14 protein-coding genes are annotated in these 19326 nt (G+C 67.5%); 5 read left to right on the forward strand and 9 right to left on the reverse strand.

What is annotated here, in order from left to right; genetic code table 11:
- Positions 1 to 127: 127 nt before the first annotated feature.
- Complete coding sequence (locus AC1RQK_RS01050; RefSeq protein WP_492807203.1) at positions 128 to 2266, forward strand: alpha/beta hydrolase domain-containing protein; 2139 nt, start codon at positions 128 to 130, stop codon at positions 2264 to 2266.
- A 66-nt stretch (positions 2267 to 2332) separates the two neighbouring features.
- On the opposite strand, the gene AC1RQK_RS01055 is transcribed toward AC1RQK_RS01050, so the two are convergent.
- The gene (locus AC1RQK_RS01055) at positions 2333 to 3259 is read right to left on the reverse strand and encodes a LysR family transcriptional regulator (protein ID WP_492372003.1); all 927 of its coding nucleotides are present in this window, start codon (positions 3257 to 3259) and stop codon (positions 2333 to 2335) included.
- Positions 3260 to 3407: 148 nt separating this feature from the next.
- Between AC1RQK_RS01055 and AC1RQK_RS01060 the strand changes: the two genes are divergently transcribed.
- From AC1RQK_RS01060 to treF, 4 genes are all read left to right on the forward strand, one after another.
- Entirely contained in the window at positions 3408 to 4313 is a 906-nt protein-coding gene (locus AC1RQK_RS01060; protein ID WP_492807205.1) for an MBL fold metallo-hydrolase, read from the forward strand.
- A 75-nt stretch (positions 4314 to 4388) separates the two neighbouring features.
- Complete coding sequence (locus tag AC1RQK_RS01065) at positions 4389 to 5129, forward strand: DsbA family protein (RefSeq protein WP_492807207.1); 741 nt, start codon at positions 4389 to 4391, stop codon at positions 5127 to 5129.
- A 146-nt stretch (positions 5130 to 5275) separates the two neighbouring features.
- Complete coding sequence (locus AC1RQK_RS01070; RefSeq protein ID WP_492807209.1) at positions 5276 to 7453, forward strand: sensor domain-containing protein; 2178 nt, start codon at positions 5276 to 5278, stop codon at positions 7451 to 7453.
- 182 nt (positions 7454 to 7635) lie between these two features.
- Positions 7636 to 9306, forward strand: a complete 1671-nt coding sequence (treF, locus tag AC1RQK_RS01075; RefSeq protein ID WP_492807211.1) for an alpha,alpha-trehalase TreF — start codon at positions 7636 to 7638, stop codon at positions 9304 to 9306.
- A gap of 17 nt (positions 9307 to 9323) precedes the next feature.
- Here treF and AC1RQK_RS01080 read toward each other — a convergent pair whose 3' ends face one another.
- The 8 genes from AC1RQK_RS01080 to AC1RQK_RS01115 all read right to left on the reverse strand — a co-directional run bounded on the left by AC1RQK_RS01080 (position 9324) and on the right by AC1RQK_RS01115 (position 19303).
- Positions 9324 to 10091, reverse strand: a complete 768-nt coding sequence (locus AC1RQK_RS01080) for an alpha/beta fold hydrolase (protein WP_492371998.1) — start codon at positions 10089 to 10091, stop codon at positions 9324 to 9326.
- Positions 10088 to 11119 carry a M14 family zinc carboxypeptidase gene (locus tag AC1RQK_RS01085; RefSeq protein ID WP_492371997.1) on the reverse strand — a complete coding sequence of 344 codons (1032 nt, stop codon included), beginning with the start codon at positions 11117 to 11119 and terminating at the stop codon, positions 10088 to 10090. The genes AC1RQK_RS01080 and AC1RQK_RS01085 overlap by 4 nt, the downstream gene beginning before the upstream one ends.
- 166 nt (positions 11120 to 11285) lie before the next feature.
- A complete protein-coding gene (locus AC1RQK_RS01090; RefSeq protein ID WP_492807214.1) occupies positions 11286 to 11984 on the reverse strand; it encodes an HAD family hydrolase in 699 nt (232 codons plus the stop codon).
- A 137-nt stretch (positions 11985 to 12121) separates the two neighbouring features.
- The gene (locus tag AC1RQK_RS01095; RefSeq protein ID WP_492807216.1) at positions 12122 to 12991 is read right to left on the reverse strand and encodes a LysR substrate-binding domain-containing protein; all 870 of its coding nucleotides are present in this window, start codon (positions 12989 to 12991) and stop codon (positions 12122 to 12124) included.
- A 147-nt stretch (positions 12992 to 13138) separates the two neighbouring features.
- Positions 13139 to 15307, reverse strand: coding sequence for a phosphocholine-specific phospholipase C (locus AC1RQK_RS01100; RefSeq protein WP_492371994.1), 2169 nt, complete (start codon positions 15305 to 15307; stop codon positions 13139 to 13141).
- A gap of 101 nt (positions 15308 to 15408) precedes the next feature.
- Positions 15409 to 15576 (reverse strand): hypothetical protein, encoded by a 168-nt coding sequence (locus AC1RQK_RS01105; protein ID WP_416052405.1) that lies wholly within the window; start codon positions 15574 to 15576, stop codon positions 15409 to 15411.
- Between the two features lie 30 nt (positions 15577 to 15606).
- A complete protein-coding gene (locus AC1RQK_RS01110) occupies positions 15607 to 17622 on the reverse strand; it encodes a hypothetical protein (protein ID WP_492807218.1) in 2016 nt (671 codons plus the stop codon).
- Between the two features lie 364 nt (positions 17623 to 17986).
- The gene (locus tag AC1RQK_RS01115) at positions 17987 to 19303 is read right to left on the reverse strand and encodes an MFS transporter (protein ID WP_492807220.1); all 1317 of its coding nucleotides are present in this window, start codon (positions 19301 to 19303) and stop codon (positions 17987 to 17989) included.
- Positions 19304 to 19326: the final 23 nt, after the last annotated feature.

Consider the following 19326-nt stretch of genomic DNA (forward strand, 5'->3'; position numbering starts at 1 on the left):
CAAAAAGCGATTCAGCGGTTTATCCGCATAATCCATCGAAACTATCCATTTACCTTATATTGCCACGCTCCCTACACTTTGCGCCAACGCCCCCCTTAGCAGGGCGTACGACAAGAGAGGAGCAAGTATGGAGATCACCTTGGCGCGCCGCACGGCGGCGCTGGCGCTAGCTTTGCCGTTGCTCGCCTGCGGCGGCAACGATGAGAGCGCAAACACGGGCACCGCCGTCACGTCCACCGCGGCGGCCACCCCGGGCATGACGCTGACCATCACCGCGCGGGAAGACATGCCTGGCACCTATGGCAACGTAGGCGCCTACGAAAAACTCACGGGCACGCTCAAGGGCGAGGTCGATCCCGCCGATGCGCATAACGCCATCATCCAGGACCTGGCGCTGGCCCCGGTGAATGGCCGCGGGCTTGTGGAGTACACCACGGAATTCGTCATGCTCAAGCCCAAGGACATGAGCAAGGCGGGTGGCGTGCTGCGTTACGACGCGCCCAATCGCGGCAATATCCTGACCATGCCGAACCCCACCGCGGTGCCCGGGGATTCGCTCTACTTCGAACGCGGCTACGTGCTGCTGTACTCGGCCTGGCAGGGCGATGTGCCGAAGAGCTCGGCGGCAAGGCTCACTCTGGCGGTGCCGGTGGCAAAGAACAAGGACGGCACCAGCATTACCGGCCCGTATGCGGCGGAGCTGATCCCGAGCGCTGCCAGCCCGTCGATGAGCCTGCCGGGCGGCGTGTTCAACAGCACGATGATTCCCTATGCGCCAGCCAGCCTCGACAACACCTTGCCGGGCTACACGCTGACGCGGCGCGTAAACGAGACCGACCCGCGCGTGGCGATTCCCGCCACGGACTGGAAGTTCGCCACCTGCGATAACGCAGGCAACCCCTTCCCGGGCAAGTCCGACGCCGCCAACATCTGCCTCAAGGGCGGCTTCGTGCCGGGCTATCTCTACGAGATCACCTACGTGGCGAAAGACCCGAAGGTGATGGGTGTGGGCCTGGCGGCGCTGCGCGACACCATCACGTTTTTCCGGCACCAGGCCGTGGATTCGGCGGGCACGCCCAATCCGGTGGCGGGCGCGGTGCGCTTTGCCATCGGGCAGGGCACTTCGCAATCGGGCAACGCGATGAAGACCTTCCTGCATCTTGGCTTTAACCAGGCGCTGGATGACAGCAAGGTGTTCGACGGCATCTACGCGCATGTGGCCGCGCGCCAGACCAATATCAACACGCGCTTCGCCGTGCCGGGTGGCGGCGGTGGCCTGCGCACCGACCATCGCGCTTTCGGGCAGACCGCGCCGCGCGGGCTGGCTGCCGACTACCAGGACACGCTGGCGGGCCGCAGCGGCGGCGTCATGCAGCGCTGCACCGCTACGCAGACTTGCCCGAAGTTCTTCCTCGGCCTGTCGGGCACGGAGTTCTGGCAATTGCAGGGCTCGCCGGTGCTGACCGATCCCTACGGCTTTGCCGACCTGAAGCAGCCTGACAATGCGCGCATCTACTACTACGCCAGCACGCAGCACGGCGGCAAGTCGCCGCTGATCAGCTACGCGCCAGCGTCGACGGTGTACCCGGCAGGTTCCATGGTCGATTTTGCCGATACCTTCCGCGCGCTGTTCGTCGCGCTGGAAGACTGGGTGGCTCGTGATGTCGCGCCGCCGGCCAGCCAGGTTCCGGCCATCGCCGATGGCACGCTGGTGCGGCCCGATCAGCTGACCTTCCCCGTGACCAAGGGCATTACCTGGGCCGGCGCGGGCAGCAATGCTGCGATTCCCGCGCTGCAGTACCTGGCGCGCTATAACGGCTTCCCGCTGCTCGACTACGGCCCGACCTATCGCCCGCAGGATGAGTCCGGCATCCCGACCTTGCTGCCACCGTCGTACATGGGACGGGACTACGCCATCATGGTGCCGCAGGTGGACGCGCAGACCGGGCTGACCAAGGCCGGCATCCACGGCGTCGACGTGGACGCGCCAGTAGGCACCAGCCTGGAGTTCAACTACGTGGCCACGCCGGGCATTGTGGATCTGGTCAACCTGAGCGGCAGCTACATTCCCTTCCACAAGACCGAGGCCGCGCGCATTGCGGCTGGCGATACGCGGCCCTCGCTGGAGTCGCTCTACACCGACCAGGCCGGCTATGTGGCCAAGGTGCAGAGCGTGGCCGCCGGGCTGGTGGCCAGGCGCTTCCTGCTGCAGGCGGATGCCGACCGGCGCGTGGCGAACGCGCAGGCGAATCCCGTGTTGCCCTGAGCGAAGGGGCCTTTGAAGGGGCTTTTGAAGGGGCTGTGATGCGGCGGGCGGGGCGCTCCGCCCCGCCTAGCCTGGAAGCCTGGCTGCGGTTCCTGCGCCTTGCCATCCGGGGTCCGCGGCAAAGCGCTCCGCAAGGAAGTCCAGCATGGTGCGCAGGATTGCCGGCATTTGCCGGCGCGATGCGTAGACGCCGTGGATGCCAAGCGCCTGCGGTTGCCACCCGGGCAGCAGGGCCACCAGTTGCCCGCTGTGCAGCAGCGGCGCGGCAGAGTAGAGCGGCTGCATGGCAATGCCGGCGCCAGCCACCGCGGCGGCCAGCAGCACGGTCGATTCATTGGCGCTGAGGTTGCCCTGCACCGGCACCGCCAGCGTTTCCCCCGCGCGTTCCAGTTGCCACAGGCTTTTGCCGAAGTACGAGTAGGTGAGGCAGTTGTGCATGGCGAGGTCCTGCGCCTGGCGTGGCATGCCATGGGCGGCGATGTAGGCAGGCGCGGCGCAGATCACCGAGGCGCAACTTGCCAGCGGGCGTGCGATCAGGTTGGGGTCGAGGTCGTTGGTGATGCGGATCGCCAGGTCGATGCGCGTCTCCACCAGGTTGACCGCCTGGCTGGCGATATGCAGGTCGACGGCGGTTTCCGGATAGCGTTTCAGGTAGGCCGTCACGGCCGCGGCAAGCACGGACTCGGCCAGCGATTGCGCGCAACTGATGCGCAGCATGCCGCGCGGCATGCCCGCGCGCTCATGCTCGGGCCGCGCCATCTGGGCGGCGATCTCCAGCATCTGGCGGCAGCGCAACAGCGCTTGCTCCCCGGCGGGTGTCAGGCTCAGGCTGCGCGTGGAGCGGTGCAGCAGGCGTTGCTCGGCCCAGGTTTCCATCTGCGCGAGATAACGGGTGACCATGGCGCGCGACATGTCCAGCGCCTCGGCGGCGGCCGTCATGCTGCCGCGTTCGGCAATGGCGACGAAGACTTCGGCGGCGGTAATGCGGTCCATGGGATGGGTTGGCGGGTGGCGTTGGTGTAGCTTGTTGCCCTATTTAATCGATTGATGCAACAAAGATGTTCATTCTATGGGGTTTTTGTACCGGTCTGTGCAAATTATGCTGGCGGTTTCCTTGATCCCCAGCCATGTGAGACTCCCGATGCGCTCCAGCCTGACCCTGAACCGATTCCTGCGCGGCCTCGCCACCGCCTTGTGCCTGGGCATCGTCGCCAGCACGCCCGCAGTGGCCGCAGCCGCGCTCAAGCTGGAGGTCTACAACCCCGGCACCAAGAGCATTTTCCCGGTCTCGTCCGAACTCGTCACCGGCGCGCACGACGCGGTGCTGATCGACGCGCAGTTCCAGCGCAACGACGCCGAGGCGCTGGTTGCGCGCATCCGCGCCAGCGGCAAGAAACTCACCACCATCTACATCAGCCACAGCGATCCGGATTTCTACTTCGGGCTGGACGTGCTCAAGGCCGCGTTCCCGGCGGCCAGGATCGTTGCCACGCCGCAAACGGTGGCGGCCATCCAGGCATCCATGTCGGGCAAGCTGGCTTACTGGGCCCCGATCCTGAAGGACAATGCGCCCAAGGCGCTGGTGCTGCCCGAGCCGCTGGCCGGCAATGCCATCGAGCTCGAGGGCAGCAAGCTGGAAGTGCTGGGCCTGGACGGCCAGGCGCCGGAGCGCACGGTGGTGTGGATTCCGTCGCTCAAGACCGTGGCCGGCGGCGTGGTGGTCTTCGGCAAGAGCCACGTCTGGGTGGCCGATACGCAAACACCGGCCTCGCGCCAGCACTGGATCGCCATGCTTGATCGCATCGCGGCGAAGAAGCCAGCGCGGGTCGTGCCCGGGCACTATCTGGACGATGCGCCGCAGACGCTGGCGTCGGTGCGCTTCACGCGGGACTACCTGCGCACGTTTGAGCAAGAGGCGGCGCGCGCGCCGGATGCCAAGGCGCTGAGCGCGGCGATGCAAAGGCACTATCCGCAGCTGGGCGGCCTGGACTCGCTCGATCTGAGCGCCAAGGTCATCAAGGGCGAAATGCAGTGGCCCGCAAAATAACGGCGGTGCGCCAAGCCGCGTTTCGCGTTTCGCGATGCGCATGACGCCTGCATCAAATCTCAGGAAGCATTGATCATGTCCGGTCTCACCCTGCATTACATCTACGACCCGCTGTGTGGCTGGTGCTACGGCGCCGCGCCGCTGGTGCGTGCCGCGCGCGACGTGCCTGGCCTCGCGCTCGCGCTGCACGGCGGCGGCATGCTCACGGGCGCCAACCGCCGCCGCATCACGGCGCAATGGCGCGACTACGTGATGCCGCACGACCGCCGCATCGCCGCGCTCACCGGCCAGCCGTTCGGCGAGCGCTATTTCGAAGGCTTGCTGCGCGACGAGAGCGCGATGATGGACTCCGCGCCGCCTACCACCGCGATCCTGGCCGCGCAGGCGCTGGGCGGCGTCGAGGCCGCCGCCGATCTGCTGGCGCGCCTGCAGCATGCGCACTATGTGGACGGGCTGCGCATTGCCGATGCGCAGGTGCTGGCCGATCTTGCCGGACAGGCCGGACTGGACCCGCAGCGCTTTGCCGGCCTTTGTCTGGACATTGGCGGTGACAAGACGCATGCGCATATGGCCGCCAGCCGCGCGCTGCTGAACCGTCTGGGCGGGCATGGCTTCCCCACGTTTGCGCTGCAAAACGGCACCGATCAATTTGCGGTGCTGGACGTGGGCCCGTTCCTTGGCGACGCGCGGGCGTGGCAGGAGAGCCTGGCGCGGGCGGTTGCGCGGCAGGGCGGGCGCATGGAGGTGGGCAGCCAGGATGGCGCCGGCGGCCCGGCTTGCGACGCGCAGGGTTGCGCTTTGCCGGCGCAAGGGTAAACTTCGCGCCCGCATTGCCGTTATACCAATCGACGTCCCGGCACACAGGCTGCGCCGGTTCCGTCGATTGTCGTTTGCACGCGGCTTGTCCTTTCGTCGGGGCGAGCGCCGCACGAGACGGCATCGACCCTACACCCGCACCCTACATGCCGCACATCCAAGGCCCTCCCGGAGAGACCGAACTTTTTCGCACGCTTGTACTTGGCGTGACCGATTACGCGATCTACGCGCTGGATCCCGCCGGCATCGTGAGCAGTTGGAACCCCGGCGCGCAGCGGGCCAAGGGATACACCCGGGACGAAATCCTGGGCGCGCATTTCTCATGCTTTTACACGCCGGAGGATCGCGCCGCGGGGTTGCCCGAGCAGGCGTTGCGGCAAGCGCGCGAGGCAGGCCGCTTTGTGGCGGAAGGCTGCTGGCGCTTGCGCAAGGATGGTTCCCGCTTCTGGGCCCACGTGCTGATCACTCCGATCTTCGATCGCAAGGGCAAGCAGCTTGGCTATGCCAAGGTCACGCGCGACATGACGCAGCAAAAGGCCGACGCCGAGCGCATTGCGGAGGTGACACGCACGCTGGACCTGGCGTTGGAGAACATGTCACAGGGGCTGTGCCTGTTCGATCCGCATGGCACGATCATCCTGACCAATCGCCGCATGGAAGACATCTTCCGCGGCGCGGGCGCGGCGTTGGTGCCAGGCGCGGATTTTCTCGCCCTGTGCCGTACCATGGCTGGCGTGCGCGAGAGCGAAATCGCGGCACCAGGCGTGCTCGCCAGCCGCCTTGGCGGCGATATGCAGGCCGAGGCTGGCCAGTCCGACGACCGCGCGGAGCAATACGCGCAGGCGCTTTGCGAGCGGCACCGCGAGATCCTGCGCCGCCACCAGCAATGGCGCAGCGTGGAAGCGTTGCCCGACGGGCGCGCCATTGCGCTGTCGCACAGCGCCATGGCTGACGGCTCGTGGGTGACCACCTGCGAGGACGTGACCGAGCAGCGACGCATCGAAGCCAAGATCCAGTACATGGCGCGCCACGACGGGCTCACCGGCCTGCCCAACCGCAGCTATTTCAACGACTACCTGGACGAAGAACTGCAGCGCGCGCAAAGGCAGGGCAGCCGGGTGGCAACGCTTGGCATCGACCTGGATCGCTTCAAGGAAATCAACGACCTGCACGGGCATGCGGCCGGCGACACCGTGCTGCGCGCGGTGTCCCAGCGCATCGCCAGCCAGCTGGAGCCGGGCGAGTTCATCGCTCGCATCGGCGGCGATGAGTTCATTGCCGTGAAGCGTTTCGAGCGGCAGGCCGAGCTGAGCGACTTCAGCGCGCGCCTGGTGACATGCCTGAGCGAGCCGGTGCGGCTCGATGGCTTTGACCTGACCACGGGCGCGAGCATCGGGATTGCGATCTATCCCGGCGACGGCACCCATCGCGACCAGTTGGTCAGCAATACCGACCTGGCGATGTACCGCGCCAAGGGCAGCTTGTCCGAATCGATCTGCTTCTACGAAAGCCGGATGGACGAGGCCGAGCGCGAGCGGCGCGCGCTGGCCGGCGAGCTGTGGACCGCCATTGCCGCCAACCAGTTCGTGCTGGACTACCAGGTGCAGACCGCCATTGCCAGCGGTGAGGCCATCGGCTGCGAGGTGCTGTTGCGCTGGCATCATCCCGAGCGCGGGCTGATCGCGCCCGACAGCTTCATTCCCCTGGCCGAAGAATGCGGCGCCATCCTGCCGATCGGCGAGTGGGTGCTGCGCACCGCATGCCAGGAAGCCGCGCAGTGGACGTTCCCGCGCAAGATCTCGGTCAACCTGTCGCCGGTGCAGATCACCCACGGCAACCTGGTCACGCTGGTGGCGCAAGTGCTGGAGGAGACCGGGCTGGCAGCGGGACGGCTGGAACTCGAAATCACCGAATCGACCATCATCGGCGACAAGGAGCGGGCGCTGGACATATTGCGCCGCATCAAGGCGCTGGGCGTGACCATTGCCATCGACGATTTCGGCACGGGCTACTCTTCGCTCGACACCTTGCGCTCCTTCCCGTTCGACAAGATCAAGCTGGATCGCACCTTTATCGCGGAAATCTCCGACAGCCAGCAGGCCAAGGCCATCATCCGCGCCATTCTGGCGCTGGGCCAGAGCCTGGCGATCCCGGTGCTGGCCGAAGGCGTGGAGACCGACGAGCAGCTCAGCCTGCTGCAGGCCGAGGGCTGCGACGAAGCGCAGGGATTCCTGCTCGGGCGCCCGCAGCCGCTCGAGTATTTCCGCCGCGCCCACGCCGTGGTCGGGCCGCGGCTGGTGACGACGCAGACATCGGAACGCTAAGAGGCGCATGCGGCGCATGCGATGCATCCTGTGCGCGCCTGTCGCGATCCGTGCGCTTGACGCGCGGTCCGGGCCGCACGCGGCGCCTTTGCGCGGCGGTGGAACTCGCCCGCCAGCCAGCCACTCTCATTGCTTGTCGGCAGCTTCCCGCGCTGCCGCACAGGTAAAAACCGGGAGGGGCCGTGGCACCACGCATCACCGTCGAAGGCGGCCAGCCGGCAGGCCAGCCTCATGTGCGCGAGGTGGACGACCCCACCGGTGGCCAGACACTCGCCCCGCACCGCTTGGCAGGTTGTGCGCACGCCGATCCGCTCACGCCCGCCGATCGCTACCAGGAGTTGTTCGTGGCGGTGCAGATGGGGCGCATTTTTCCCGACAGCAAGACCTTCACCGACGCCATGCCCCGGCAGGACCCGGCCACCATCCTGGCCGCCTACCGAGCTCGCGCCAGCGCAGCCGGCTTCGACCTTGCCGCCTTTGTGCACGCGCATTTCGTGCTGCCCGAGGTGCCGCGCAGCTGCTACGAGTCCGACCCCAACCAGCCTCTGGCCGACCATATCGACGGGCTGTGGGCGGTGCTGACCCGGCATCCCGCGCAGCACCCGCCGCAATGCTCGCTATTGCCGCTGCCGCATGCCTACGTGGTGCCGGGCGGGCGTTTCTCCGAGCTCTACTACTGGGATTCGTACTTCACCATGCTGGGCCTGGCCGCCAGCGGGCAGGCCGGCTTGCTGCGCGGCATGGCGGACAACTTCTCCTACCTGCTCGACACCTATGGCGTGATCCCCAACGGTACCCGCAGCTACTACCTGAGCCGCTCGCAGCCGCCGGTGTTCGCGCTGATGGTGGAGCTGTTCGAGGAACACGGTGTGCAGGCCGAGCTGGGCTTCTTGCCACAGTTGCGCAAGGAGTACGCTTTCTGGATGCGGGGCGCCGACTGCCTTGCGCCGGGGCAGGCGTGCCGGCGGGTGGTCAGGCTGGCCGACGGCAGCCTGCTGAACCGCTACTGGGACGAGCGCGACACCCCGCGCGAGGAAGCCTATATCGAAGATATCGGCACGGCAGCATTGGCCGCCCGGCCGGCCGCCGAGGTATTCCGCGACCTGCGCGCCGCGGCCGAATCGGGCTGGGACTTCAGCTCGCGCTGGCAGGAACCCGGCGGCGGGCTGGAGAGCGTTCGCACGACGGCGATCCTGCCAGTAGATCTCAATTGCCTGTTGTTCAAGCTGGAGCACAAGCTCGCCGAACTGGCCCGGGCCGCCGGCGATGCCGACGCACCGGTCTTCGCCCAGCGCGCGCAGGCCCGCCGGGAGGCCATCGACCGGCTCATGTGGCGCGAGGCCGAGGGCGCCTACTTCGATTTCGACTGGCAACGCCACCACGCCCGCGCCAACCTGACGGCGGCGACCGTGGTGCCGCTCTACGTTGGCGCGGCCACTCCCGCGCAGGCGGCGCGGGTGGCGCAAACCGTGGCCGCGAGGCTGCTGCAGCCCGGCGGCATTGCCACTACGGAGCACGTCAGCGGCCAGCAGTGGGACCTGCCCAACGGCTGGGCGCCGCTGCAATGGCTGGCGATCGGCGGGTTTGCGTGTTCCGGGCAAGCGGCGCTTGCGCACGAGATCGCCCATCGCTGGCTGTTGACCGTGGCAAGCCTTTACCAGCGTGAGTACAAGCTGGTGGAGAAGTACGCCCTGCAGCTCACAGAGGACGGCGCCGTAGGCGGCGGGGGCGGCGAGTATCCGCTGCAGGATGGCTTTGGCTGGACCAACGGTGTGGTGCGCAGGCTGCTGCAGGAGCACCCTACGCATGTGGCGTGCCGCTGCCGCGCGGGTGTGAAGTCCGTGAAGGCGTGAGGCATGAAGGCGTGGCTTCAGCGGTGGCTGGCGCCGGTTGCGCCCAGCCACCGCGCCACCGTGGCAGCCAGCCAGGCCGGATCGTCGTGCGGCAAATCGTGCCCCGCCCAGGGATGGCGGCGGTGCTGCGCGCCCCATGCTTCGGCCAGGCGCGCAGAGCACACCGGGTCGACCAGATGATCCGCCGCCGACGACAGTACCAGCGTCGGGCAGGCCGGCGGCGCACCCGGCGCGTGATAGCGTGCCGCGGCCCATAGCTGGCGCAGGGCATTGGCCCGGCTTACCGGCGCACTGGTGCGAATCGCGCACCAGTGCGCCACATCCGTCGCGAAGGCCGCGCTGGCGTTGCAGGTCAGCCGGTAGATGATGCGCTCGCAGTAAGGTGCGTTGTGCCAGCGCAGCGCCATGCCCAGCAGTGCGGGCCAGTTGCGCGTCGGCAGCCGCTCGGCCACGCTGCAAAAGGGCCGCATGCTGGTGTTGACCAGCACCAGCGTGCCGATCTCCTCCGGGTGCTGCTGCGCCCACTGCGCCGCCACCATGGCGCCCAGCGACATCGCCAGCAGCCGGTACGGCCGCGCCAGCCCCTGCCTGGCGGCACGATCGCGCAGGAACGCCACCATGGCAGCTACGTTGGCCGGCGCGCGCCCGGTCGCCTCAACGCCATTGCCAGGCAGGTCCAGCATGGTGACTGGCCCGATGCCGGCGTGGGTTTGCAGCACGCCCGGCAAGACGCCCCAGTGGCGTGTCTCGCGTGTCAGGCCGCGCAGCAATATCCAGTCGCTCATCCGGGCGGCCCCCAGGGCCACTGCGCGTTGGCGCGGTCGAGCAATTCCTGGCGGTGTTGCCCGCGTGGCAGCCAGCGCTCGGGCGCATAGGCCACGCGGGCCAGGAAATCCAGCAGGTTGGCATGCCGGCGCAGCACGCGCGCGGTGCGGTGCGCCTTGACCGGGTTGAAGAAGCCCTGGCGCGAGAACAACTGGCGGGGATTCTTCTTGATCCACAGCCACGAGCCCAGCTCCAGCGTCATCGGCAGGAAGATATTGCCGGGCGGCGTGTGGTCGTAGGCCCAGTCCCACAGGTCGCCGTGCAGCAGGTATTGGCGGCTCTGCGGCTCGAAGGCATAGCCATGGTGAGGATGTGCCTGCTCGAACATGGTCTTGAGGGCAAACATCTCGGGCAGGTGCGGCATTGGCGCGGCGGTGCGCGCGTAGGGAAACCAGATGCTGTCGCCCCAGCCGTAGCCCGAGTGGCAATCCAGCGCGAAGCTCAAGGGCCGGCCCTGCAACTGTTGCTCCACCACTTGCAGCATGGCTGCGCTTTCCACCTCCATGGGCGCGCCGAGCTTGCCGCGGTACCACGGCAGCCACGCCCCCACGCGCTGGCCGCCGGCCAGCAGCGGCACCCGGCCAACCGCGTCTTGTGGCGCGTTGCGCATCAGGTCCACGCCATTGGGGTTGGCGCGCGCGCCCGCCCACATGCCGCCCGGGTTGACGATCGGCATGAACAGCAGCCGCACGGATTGCAGCTGGCGCTCCAGCAGTTCGTCCCACTCCAGGCGCCACAGCAGCATGCGCATGTAGTCGAGCAGCAGATGCGTGCCGATGCGCTCCAGGCCATGGATGCCGGCAAAAAAGCCGATGGCGGGCGCGTGCGGATCGTTCGACCCGATGCTGGCGGTGTACAAGGGAAAGCACTGGCCGCCTGCCTGCACCTCGCCAACGCGGCGGGCATCCAGGCGGCTGGCGCCGGCTTCCAGGATGCTCTCCAGTTGCTGCATTTCAGCAAAACTGCCTGCGTTGGGTGGCTGCGCCATGGGCGAGGGCGGCTCCTTGGGGGGGCGATGCGATGGTCGATTGTCAGGGCGTCAACGTCAATATAGGCGCTGGCGGCCGGTCAGGTAACAAAAGCGTGCCCGCCATCATCCCCCGGTTTTGTGAAAGCCCCGTGACTGGCGCCGGGTGTCACGGGTGTCACGGGTGTCAGGCCGTGGCCAGCGCCGGCTCGGCCGAAGCAAACAGCATCAGCAGGGGCCAGCCGCGCGTGTTGGCCAGCGCGCGCAGCGCGGCGTCCGGGTTGGTGGCCACCGGGTGGCTCACGGCTTCGAGCAGCGGAATGTCGTTGCGCGAGTCGCTGTAGAACACGCTGCGCTCGAACTGCGCCCACGCCATGCCGAGCGATTCCAGCCACTGCGCCACACGCGTGATCTTGCCCACCCCGAAGCTTGGCACGCCATCTACCGCACCCGTGAAATTGCCCGACGCGTCGCGCCCGGCCTCTACCGCCAGCAGGTGCGCCACGCCCAGCGCCTCGGCGATCGGCTCGGTGACGAAGCGGCAGGTGGCGGTGACGATGCAGCAAAGATCGCCGGCGTCCTGGTGCGTGGCCAGCAGCGCGCGCGCCTCGGGGCGGATGGCCGGCGCGATCACGTCGCGCATGAAGCCGCTGCGCAGGCTCTCCAGCTGTGCGTGCGGATGACGCGCCAGCAGGCCCAGGGCGAAGGCGGCGTGGCGGTGGAAGTCCAGGCGTCCGGCGCTGTACTCGGCCAGCCACAGCGCGTTGTTGGCCTCGACTTCGCCGGCATCCGCCGCGCCGGCCTCCACCAGGTAGCGTGCCCATTCATATTCGCTATCCAGCGGTAGCAAGGTGTGGTCGAGGTCAAACAAGGCAAGGCAGGACATGCGCCGTCTCCGGTCGGAAAAGCGGCAAGCATGCCTACCGGCAATGACCCACGGATGAAGTGCGGCGCAAGAATCCCAATACGGATATCAGGGATTTTTGCCGGCGCTGCGCAGCTAGCTCACGCTGCCGATGGCACTTACGCTGCCTTGCGCGGCGCAAGGCATTCCAGGAAGGCCCCGATCAGCCGTGTATGCGTGCGGCCCTGCAGGCAATAGAGGTATTCGTGCAGCACGGGCGGCTGGCTGGCAAACGGCACAACGCACAGCGCCGGGTCGCGCGGCACTTCCCCCAGCGGCACCACGCTTGCGCCAAGGCCCTGGCGAATGGCTTCGTAGATGGCTTCGCGGCTGCCGATGACGGTGCTGGCCGGCAGCGGCAAGCCGGCGTCGTCCAGCGCGGTCTCGGTGGCCTTGCGCGTCATCGAGCCGTGCTCGCGGATCAGCAGGTGGCAGGTTGCCAGCTGCGCCAGGCTGACCCTGGGCGCGCGCGCCAGCGGGTGGGCTGGGTTGACCACCAGCACCATTGGGTCGGTGGCCAGCGTGATGCGGGCCAGCCGATCGTCGACGACGGCGTGCGAGGAGACGGCGACGTCGATGCGGTACTCGATCAGCGCATCCAGCATCTGCTGCGAGTTGCCGATATCGATGCTGATCTCGATGGCGGGATAGCGTTCGCGAAACGCGGCCACGCTCTTCAGGATGTAGTAGGGCCCGGTAGCGCCGATACGCAGATGGCCGAGATGCAGGTTGCCGGCATTGCGCAGCAGGAAATCCGCGCTGCCTTCGTGCTGCATCAACTGCTCCACCACCGGCATCAGGGCCACGCCGACGTCGCTCAGGTCGACCCGGCCAGCGCGCCGGTAGAACAGCTCCACGCCGTAGTTCTCTTCCAGCTGGCGGATGCGGCCGGTGACCGTGGGCTGGCTTACGCGCAGCTGCTTGGCAGCAGTGGTGATGCTGCCCTGCCGTGCCACTTCATAGAACGTCGTCAGCAGGTCGCCGAGCATGGGGGATTTCCGTGGGAATTATGCAAGCGCGCCAGTCTAGCCGCGATTTATGACAGTTCTTCGCCGCGCGGCCACGGGCGCGGCGGCGCGGCGAAGAAGCAGGGATGGCAGGCAAGCCCGGGCCGGTGCGTGCGGCCCGGGCTGCGTTCAGGGCACCGCCCGTGCGGGCTTGCCCTGGGCGGGGTCGGAGATGCCGTCGGCGCCTGTCTCCAGCCGGCCTGCAAAACGGCGCCGGAAGCTGCCCTGGGTGGTTGTCACGACGAAGTCGTACCAGTTGCCCTGCAGCCCGACGGGCCAGTGCTGGTCGAGCTGCTTGCCTGCCGGGATGTCGAAGGTCCAGGGGCCGTCGTCGCGGTAGGCGGCGGGCGTGACGGTAAAGGTGCAGGCCGTGGCGCCGGTATTGATCATGGTCAGGTAGACCGCGGCATTGGCGATGTCGTAGCACACCCGGATCTCCGGCGCGGTGCCGCCAGCTGCCGTCACGGTGCTGACGTCGCCCTGGAAGGCGCGATGGAAGCCGTTCGGGCCCAGTACCCACAGGTCGTATTTGCCGTTGTCAGCGGAGAAGACGTCCCAAAGACCGTTAAGCTGCTTGCCTGGTTCGACCGCATAGCGGCGCGGCACGCGGTCCAGGTGCAGACGGTCATATACGTGGAAGACCGCGGTGGCGGTGCCCGTGTTGCTGAACAGCAGCCACATGCCCCTGCTGTTGGGATCCTGGCGGCCCGGATCCTCACGGCCGCTCACATGCAGCTCGTAAGGCAGCGCGCGCGAGGGCCGCGTGCCCACCGGCTGGGTGGCCGGGTTGGCGGTCTGGAAGGCTACGGTCGGCAGCGCAACCGGTGCCATGCCTTCCTGATCCGTGCGCACCTTGTCGGCAACGGTCTTGGTGCGGTTCGGGATCACAGGCAGCGCCGCGCTGTTCGGGCTGACGAAGTTGAACGCCGACAGCATGTCGCCGCAGATGGCACGGCGGTACGGGCTGATGTTGGTCTCGGCGACGCCGAAGCGCGCCTCCAGGAAACGCAGCACCGAGGTGTGGTCGAACACCTGCGAGTTGACCCAGCCACCGCGGCTCCACGGCGAGACCACGTACATCGGCACGCGGGGGCCAGGGCCGTAAGGATGCATGTCGGTGTGGTACTCGCCGTCGGTGGCGACGGTGGACTTGCCGGCGAGCACGCCGTTGGCGTCGTAGGCAGGCGCGCAGGGCGGCGGCACATGGTCAAAGAAGCCGTCGTTCTCGTCGAAGTTGATCAGGAGCACGGTCTTGCTCCAGACGGCCGGGTTGGCCGTCAGCGCATTGAGCACTTCCTGCGTGTACCAGGCGCCTTGCACCGGGCTGGAAGGCCCCGGGTGCTCGGAGTAGGTCGCCGGCGCCACGATCCACGACACCTGCGGCAGGCTGCCCGCGGCGATGTCGTCCTTCAGCGCTTGCAGGAAGCCGCCGTCCGGCATGGTGTTGCCGATGCCCTTGATGAGCGGGTTGATGACGTCGTCGGCGATGGTATAGGCCGGGTAGGGGCTGCCATTGGACGTATTGCCCCGCGCCTCATTGGCCTTGCGGTACTGCACGAAGCCAGCCAGCGGGTTGTCGGTGAAGTTGTCCGGCATGTTCTGGTACAGCTTCCAGCTCACGCCCGCCGCCTGCAGGCGTTCCGGATACGTGGTCCAGCGGTAGCCGCCGGTGGAAGCGCCCATGGAGTCGCCGCTGTTGTCGATCACCGGGCCGCCATTGGCGCCGGTGGGGTCGTTGGTGCCGGTCCAGTGGAACAGGCGGTTGGTGTTGGTGCCGCCATGGAAGCCGCAGTGGTAGGCGTCGCACAGCGTGAAGGCGTTGGCGAGTGCGAACTGGAAGTCCAGCTCGGTCTGGGTGTAGTAGCCCATCGACTGGGTGTTCTTGTAGGTGGGCCACTTGTTCATGCGGCCCAGGTCCCAGGCGTTCTGGGCGTCGGGGTAGCTGTGCGGCGTGCCGCTGACGCGTTGCGCATTGCCGGCCGTGCTGTCGAGGTGGTACGGCTGCACGATGCGGTTGGTGTAGGCCTGCTGCCAGACATTGAGGCCGCCAGCCAGCGGGATCGGGAAACGATCGCCAAAACCGCGCACGCCCTGCAGCGTGCCGAAGTAATTGTCGAAGGAGCGGTTTTCCTGCATCAGGATCACCACGTGCTCCACGTCGCGGATGGTGCCGGTGGCGTTGTTGGCGGGAATCGCCAGCGCGCGCCGGATCGACGGCGGGAAGGCGGCCAGCGCCGCGGTGGCGGCGGCGCTGCCGCCGGCCATCTTGAGGAATTTGCGTCTGCTGTGAAGGCTCATCTTGGTGTTTAGCTGGACTGTTTGGTTCGTGCGGTGGGCAGGGCCGGTGCCCTGCGGTGCGCTGCTGTTAGGGACGGGTCACCGCTGTTGGCGGCTGCTCGTTAAGGCGCGCAGCGCAGCTGCGGCGTGGCTGCGGGCGGCTGCCCGGGCTGCGCAGGATCGGCGGGCTTGCTGTCGGTGGAGTCACCGCCGCAGGCGGCCAGCGCGGCGCACAGCGCCAGTGCCGCCAGCCAGCCTGGCCGGGCAAAGAAGGAGATCGAAGGCTTCATGATGATGTTTGCTCTCGGGGTGAATGGGTATCAAGGGTTGAGCGTGGACAGCGGCTGGCGCGAGCCGGCAATGGTCTGCAGCTCGGCCAGGCTGAGCTGGCGTGTCCACATGGCCAGGTCGTTGAACTCCATCACGCCCTTGAGCGCGCCGCTGTTGTTCGGCACATAGGCGTGCGTGGCATCGTCGTTGATGCCCCAGACCTTGGTGGCGAGGCCGTTGAGCTTGGTCACGTCGGTGTTGGCGATGGCCATGTTCTCGCTCTTCTGCAACCCGAGGACCGGATCCATGACGTAGGCGCTGAATGTCTTGGCCGTGGCGTTGATCGACAAGGCCAGATAGGTCCACTGGTTGGCGCTGAACGTCATGCCCTTAATGTCGTCGCGCTTGCCGCCGCTGCCGATGTTGAAGCTCACCGAGCAGCTGCCCCACAGGCCGATCGCGATGCCCGGGTTGCTGCCGGAGGTCCAGTCCTTGTTGGCCAGGATCGGCTCGCCGGTGCCGTTGCCCTGGGTGCAGTCGGACCTGAACCAGAAGCCGATGGTGAATTGCGGGGCGAGTGCGATATCGGCGCCGCTCTGCGTGAGCCGATAGGCATCGATTCTCGAATCGACCTTCAGCGCCTTGCCGCCGAAATTGTCACTGCTCAGCGAGCCGCCATCGGTGCCGGGGACCCAGGGGCCGATGGTGGTAGTGCCCTTGCTGTCGGTTGCCGGCAGCGTCTCGAAGCTGTAGTAAGCAGCCAGGTTGTTGCGCAGCGTGTCGGCCAGCACGATCGGCTTGACGTAGTTGATCTGCGCCAGCAACGCGGTGGGCACCCCGTTGCGCACCAACGTGTAGTTGAATCGGTACACGCCGCTGGCCGGCGCGGTGATGGTCTTGTCCTCATAGGTGGACGTGCCGGCGGGCAGCGTGGCGATCTGCACGCCGTCGCGCAGCAGCGTCATGTCGCCGGTGGCGGTGGTGGGGTTTTGCCATGACAGCACGACCGAGGTGTTGGTGCTGCCCACCACGGACTGCAAGGCCCGCACGCCCGCAGTGCCGGCCAAGGCCGAGCCGTCGATCTGGTACGAGGCGGCGGGCAGGGCCACGCCGACGTGCGCGAGCATGGTGGGCAGCAGGTCGGCCTCGGTCGGCAGTGCCGCCAGCGCGTCCGCGTTGGCGGGCGCGGCCGGCAAGTTGCTGGCCACCGCGGTGTTGAAGGGCTTGTTGAGCGCGATGAAGGTGGTGCGGTTTTGCACCGTCGGCAGCGTGGTGGTGGAACCCGTCGCGTCCAGGCCGTGACTGGTGGTCACGGCTACCAGCCAGTCCTCATCGGCGTTGGCCTGGCGGCTTGCCTGCACGGCGGCCAGCAGCTTGCCGAGTGCCTGGTCGAAGGCGGACAGCGCGGTGGCGTAGCTGCCGCCCTGGAAGCCTTGGGCGGCAGCGGCCAGGCCGGGCGCGCTGAACTGGGTGAAGACCACGTCGTAGCCGGACTGCACCAGCTTCACGCCCTCTTGTGCCACGCAGTTGTCGTCGGCGGTGCAGTCGCGCATCGAATCGAGATTGCCCGCGGTCACGTCGGCCTTGAGCAGTGCCGGCAGCACGGGCGCGCTGGAAGCGACGCCGCGGCGCAGCCGGCTCGAGCTGGCGTTGGCACGCAAGTACTGGAACAGGCTCGGCGTGCGCATGCCGCTGGCCACGGCAACGTCGTCGCTGACGCCGTGGCGGTTGGCCCAGTTGCCGGCGAGGACCGTGGCCCAGCTCGGGCCGGCAAGCGGAGCCTGCTCGGTGGTGGTGCCGAGCCGGCCGCCGGTCGATGCTGGCGTGATCGACAGCGTGGCGAGGTTAGGCAAAGTGCGCTGGCCGATGCCGCTCTGCAGCTGGCTATAGGTGGCGCCGTCCACGCCGACCAGCAGCACCTTCTTCTTGCTGCCGACACTTGCGCCGCTCAAGTTGTTCTGATCGGGTGCCACCACTGCCGGCGAGTCGCTGCCGCCGCCGCATGCCGCTACCGTGCCCGCCAGGGCCAGGCCACATGCCATGCGTGCCTGCTGTTTCCATGCCATATCCGGTTCCTCTTTTCTGTTGTCCAACGCGGCGCGCCGCTCCGGCGGCGCGTCCGATCACGCTCCCCGTGACGCGTTGGCAGAGTAAGAAAAGGGGTTGTCATGCGGGTGACAGGGAGGCAAAGAATGCTGATGCGCCCATTTGTATTCTTGATGGGACAGGCACGCAGAGGCACAGGCCCTGCCTGGATGGCGGGTTGGGGGACGAAAAAACGAGGAAAGCGCGGCGTCAGGAATGACCGCGGAGGACGACGAAGGGAGAGGAAGCGAGGCGTAAGGCGGGATGTAGTGCGGGGATCAAGCGTGCTGCGTTGCCCTTGTCATGGCGACGTGGGCAACGCAGCGGCGGCGAGCGCCGCGAATGTCAGGCCTTGGCTGCCTGCGGGGCCGCACCGCTAGGCTGCGTGCTAGGGCGGCGGACCATCAACGCCAGCAGCGCGGCCACCACGCACGCCGCGCCTGCGGCGTACAGCGCCGGTGTATAGGTCAGCAGCAAGGTACGGGTAAGACCCGCGCCAAACGCAGCCGTGGCGGCGCCGACCTGGTGGGCGGCAAAGATCCAGCCGAACACCATCGGCGCGCGCTCCTTGCCGAATACCGAGCCTGCCAGCCTGACCGTGGGTGGCACCGTGGCGATCCAGTCCAGGCCATAGAACATGGCAAAGATGGACAAGCCGTACAGCGTGAACGTGGAGTGAGGCAGCCAGAACAGCGACAGGCCGCGCAGGCCGTAGTACCAGAACAGCAGTTTGCGGCAGTCATAGCGGTCCGACAGCCAGCCCGAGAGAATGGTGCCGACAAAGTCGAACGCGCCCATCATCGCCAGCGCGCCGGCTGCGGGCACGGCGGCCATGCCGAAGTCCGCGCACAGCGAGATGAAGTGCGTCTGGATCAGGCCGTTGGTGCTCAGCCCGCAGATGAAGAAGGTGCCGGCCAGGATCCAGAAGGTCTGGTTGCGGGCGGCATCGCGCAGCACCACGAAGGGCCCGCGCAAGGTCAGCGGCGCGGGCGCGCTGGTCGGTGCCGGCGCGGCTTGCACGTGCACTGGCACTTCACCGAACGCAGCCAGGCCCACATCGGCGGGACGGTTGCGCATGAAGCAGAACACCAGCACGGCCAGCACCGCGCAGGCGCCCAGCACCGGCAGCACCGCGATGCGCCAGCCCATATGTTCGATCAGCCAGGCGGCCACGGGCAGGAACGCCAACTGGCCGGTGGCCGAACTGGCGGTCAGGATGCCAATCACCAGCCCGCGGCGCGCGCTGAACCAGCGGCTGGCGACCACGGCCGCGAGCACCAGCGCGGTCAGGCCAGAGCCAATGCCGAGCATCAGGCCCCAGGCAATGAACAATTGCCACAGTTCGGTGGCCACAGTGGCCAGCGCCATGCCGCCGGCAATCAGCGCCAGCGCCGCCCACACCACGTTGCGCACGCCGAAACGCTCCATCAGGATCGCCGAGAACGGGGCCATCAGGCCGAACAGCGCAAAGCGAAACGCGAGGATGGATGAGATCTGATCCGTGTCCCAACCCATCTCGCGCGTCAGCGGCTTGAGGAAGGCGCCGGGCAGACCGAGTGCGGCCGAGGTGGTGAGCATCACGCAGAAGGTGATGGCGGCGATCAGCCACGCGTAGTGGATGCCGCGCCGGTCGAGCCGGCTGGAAAGTGCTTGAGCGAACATGGGTCGGGTTCCGGGGGGGGCGT

The organism is Cupriavidus sp. GW822-FHT02D05, assembly GCF_058802485.1.

Bases quoted from the DNA above. Each gene is read 5' to 3' on its own strand.
- AC1RQK_RS01050 (WP_492807203.1), top strand. From the start codon at position 128: ATGGAGATCACCTTGGCGCGCCGCACGGCGGCGCTGGCGCTAGCTTTG.
- AC1RQK_RS01055 (WP_492372003.1), bottom strand. From the start codon at position 3,259: ATGGACCGCATTACCGCCGCCGAAGTCTTCGTCGCCATTGCCGAACGC.
- AC1RQK_RS01060 (WP_492807205.1), top strand. From the start codon at position 3,408: ATGCGCTCCAGCCTGACCCTGAACCGATTCCTGCGCGGCCTCGCCACC.
- AC1RQK_RS01065 (WP_492807207.1), top strand. From the start codon at position 4,389: ATGTCCGGTCTCACCCTGCATTACATCTACGACCCGCTGTGTGGCTGG.
- AC1RQK_RS01070 (WP_492807209.1), top strand. From the start codon at position 5,276: ATGCCGCACATCCAAGGCCCTCCCGGAGAGACCGAACTTTTTCGCACG.
- AC1RQK_RS01080 (WP_492371998.1), bottom strand. From the start codon at position 10,091: ATGAGCGACTGGATATTGCTGCGCGGCCTGACACGCGAGACACGCCAC.
- AC1RQK_RS01085 (WP_492371997.1), bottom strand. From the start codon at position 11,119: ATGGCGCAGCCACCCAACGCAGGCAGTTTTGCTGAAATGCAGCAACTG.
- AC1RQK_RS01090 (WP_492807214.1), bottom strand. From the start codon at position 11,984: ATGTCCTGCCTTGCCTTGTTTGACCTCGACCACACCTTGCTACCGCTG.
- AC1RQK_RS01095 (WP_492807216.1), bottom strand. From the start codon at position 12,991: ATGCTCGGCGACCTGCTGACGACGTTCTATGAAGTGGCACGGCAGGGC.
- AC1RQK_RS01100 (WP_492371994.1), bottom strand. From the start codon at position 15,307: ATGAGCCTTCACAGCAGACGCAAATTCCTCAAGATGGCCGGCGGCAGC.
- AC1RQK_RS01105 (WP_416052405.1), bottom strand. From the start codon at position 15,576: ATGAAGCCTTCGATCTCCTTCTTTGCCCGGCCAGGCTGGCTGGCGGCA.
- AC1RQK_RS01110 (WP_492807218.1), bottom strand. From the start codon at position 17,622: ATGGCATGGAAACAGCAGGCACGCATGGCATGTGGCCTGGCCCTGGCG.
- AC1RQK_RS01115 (WP_492807220.1), bottom strand. From the start codon at position 19,303: ATGTTCGCTCAAGCACTTTCCAGCCGGCTCGACCGGCGCGGCATCCAC.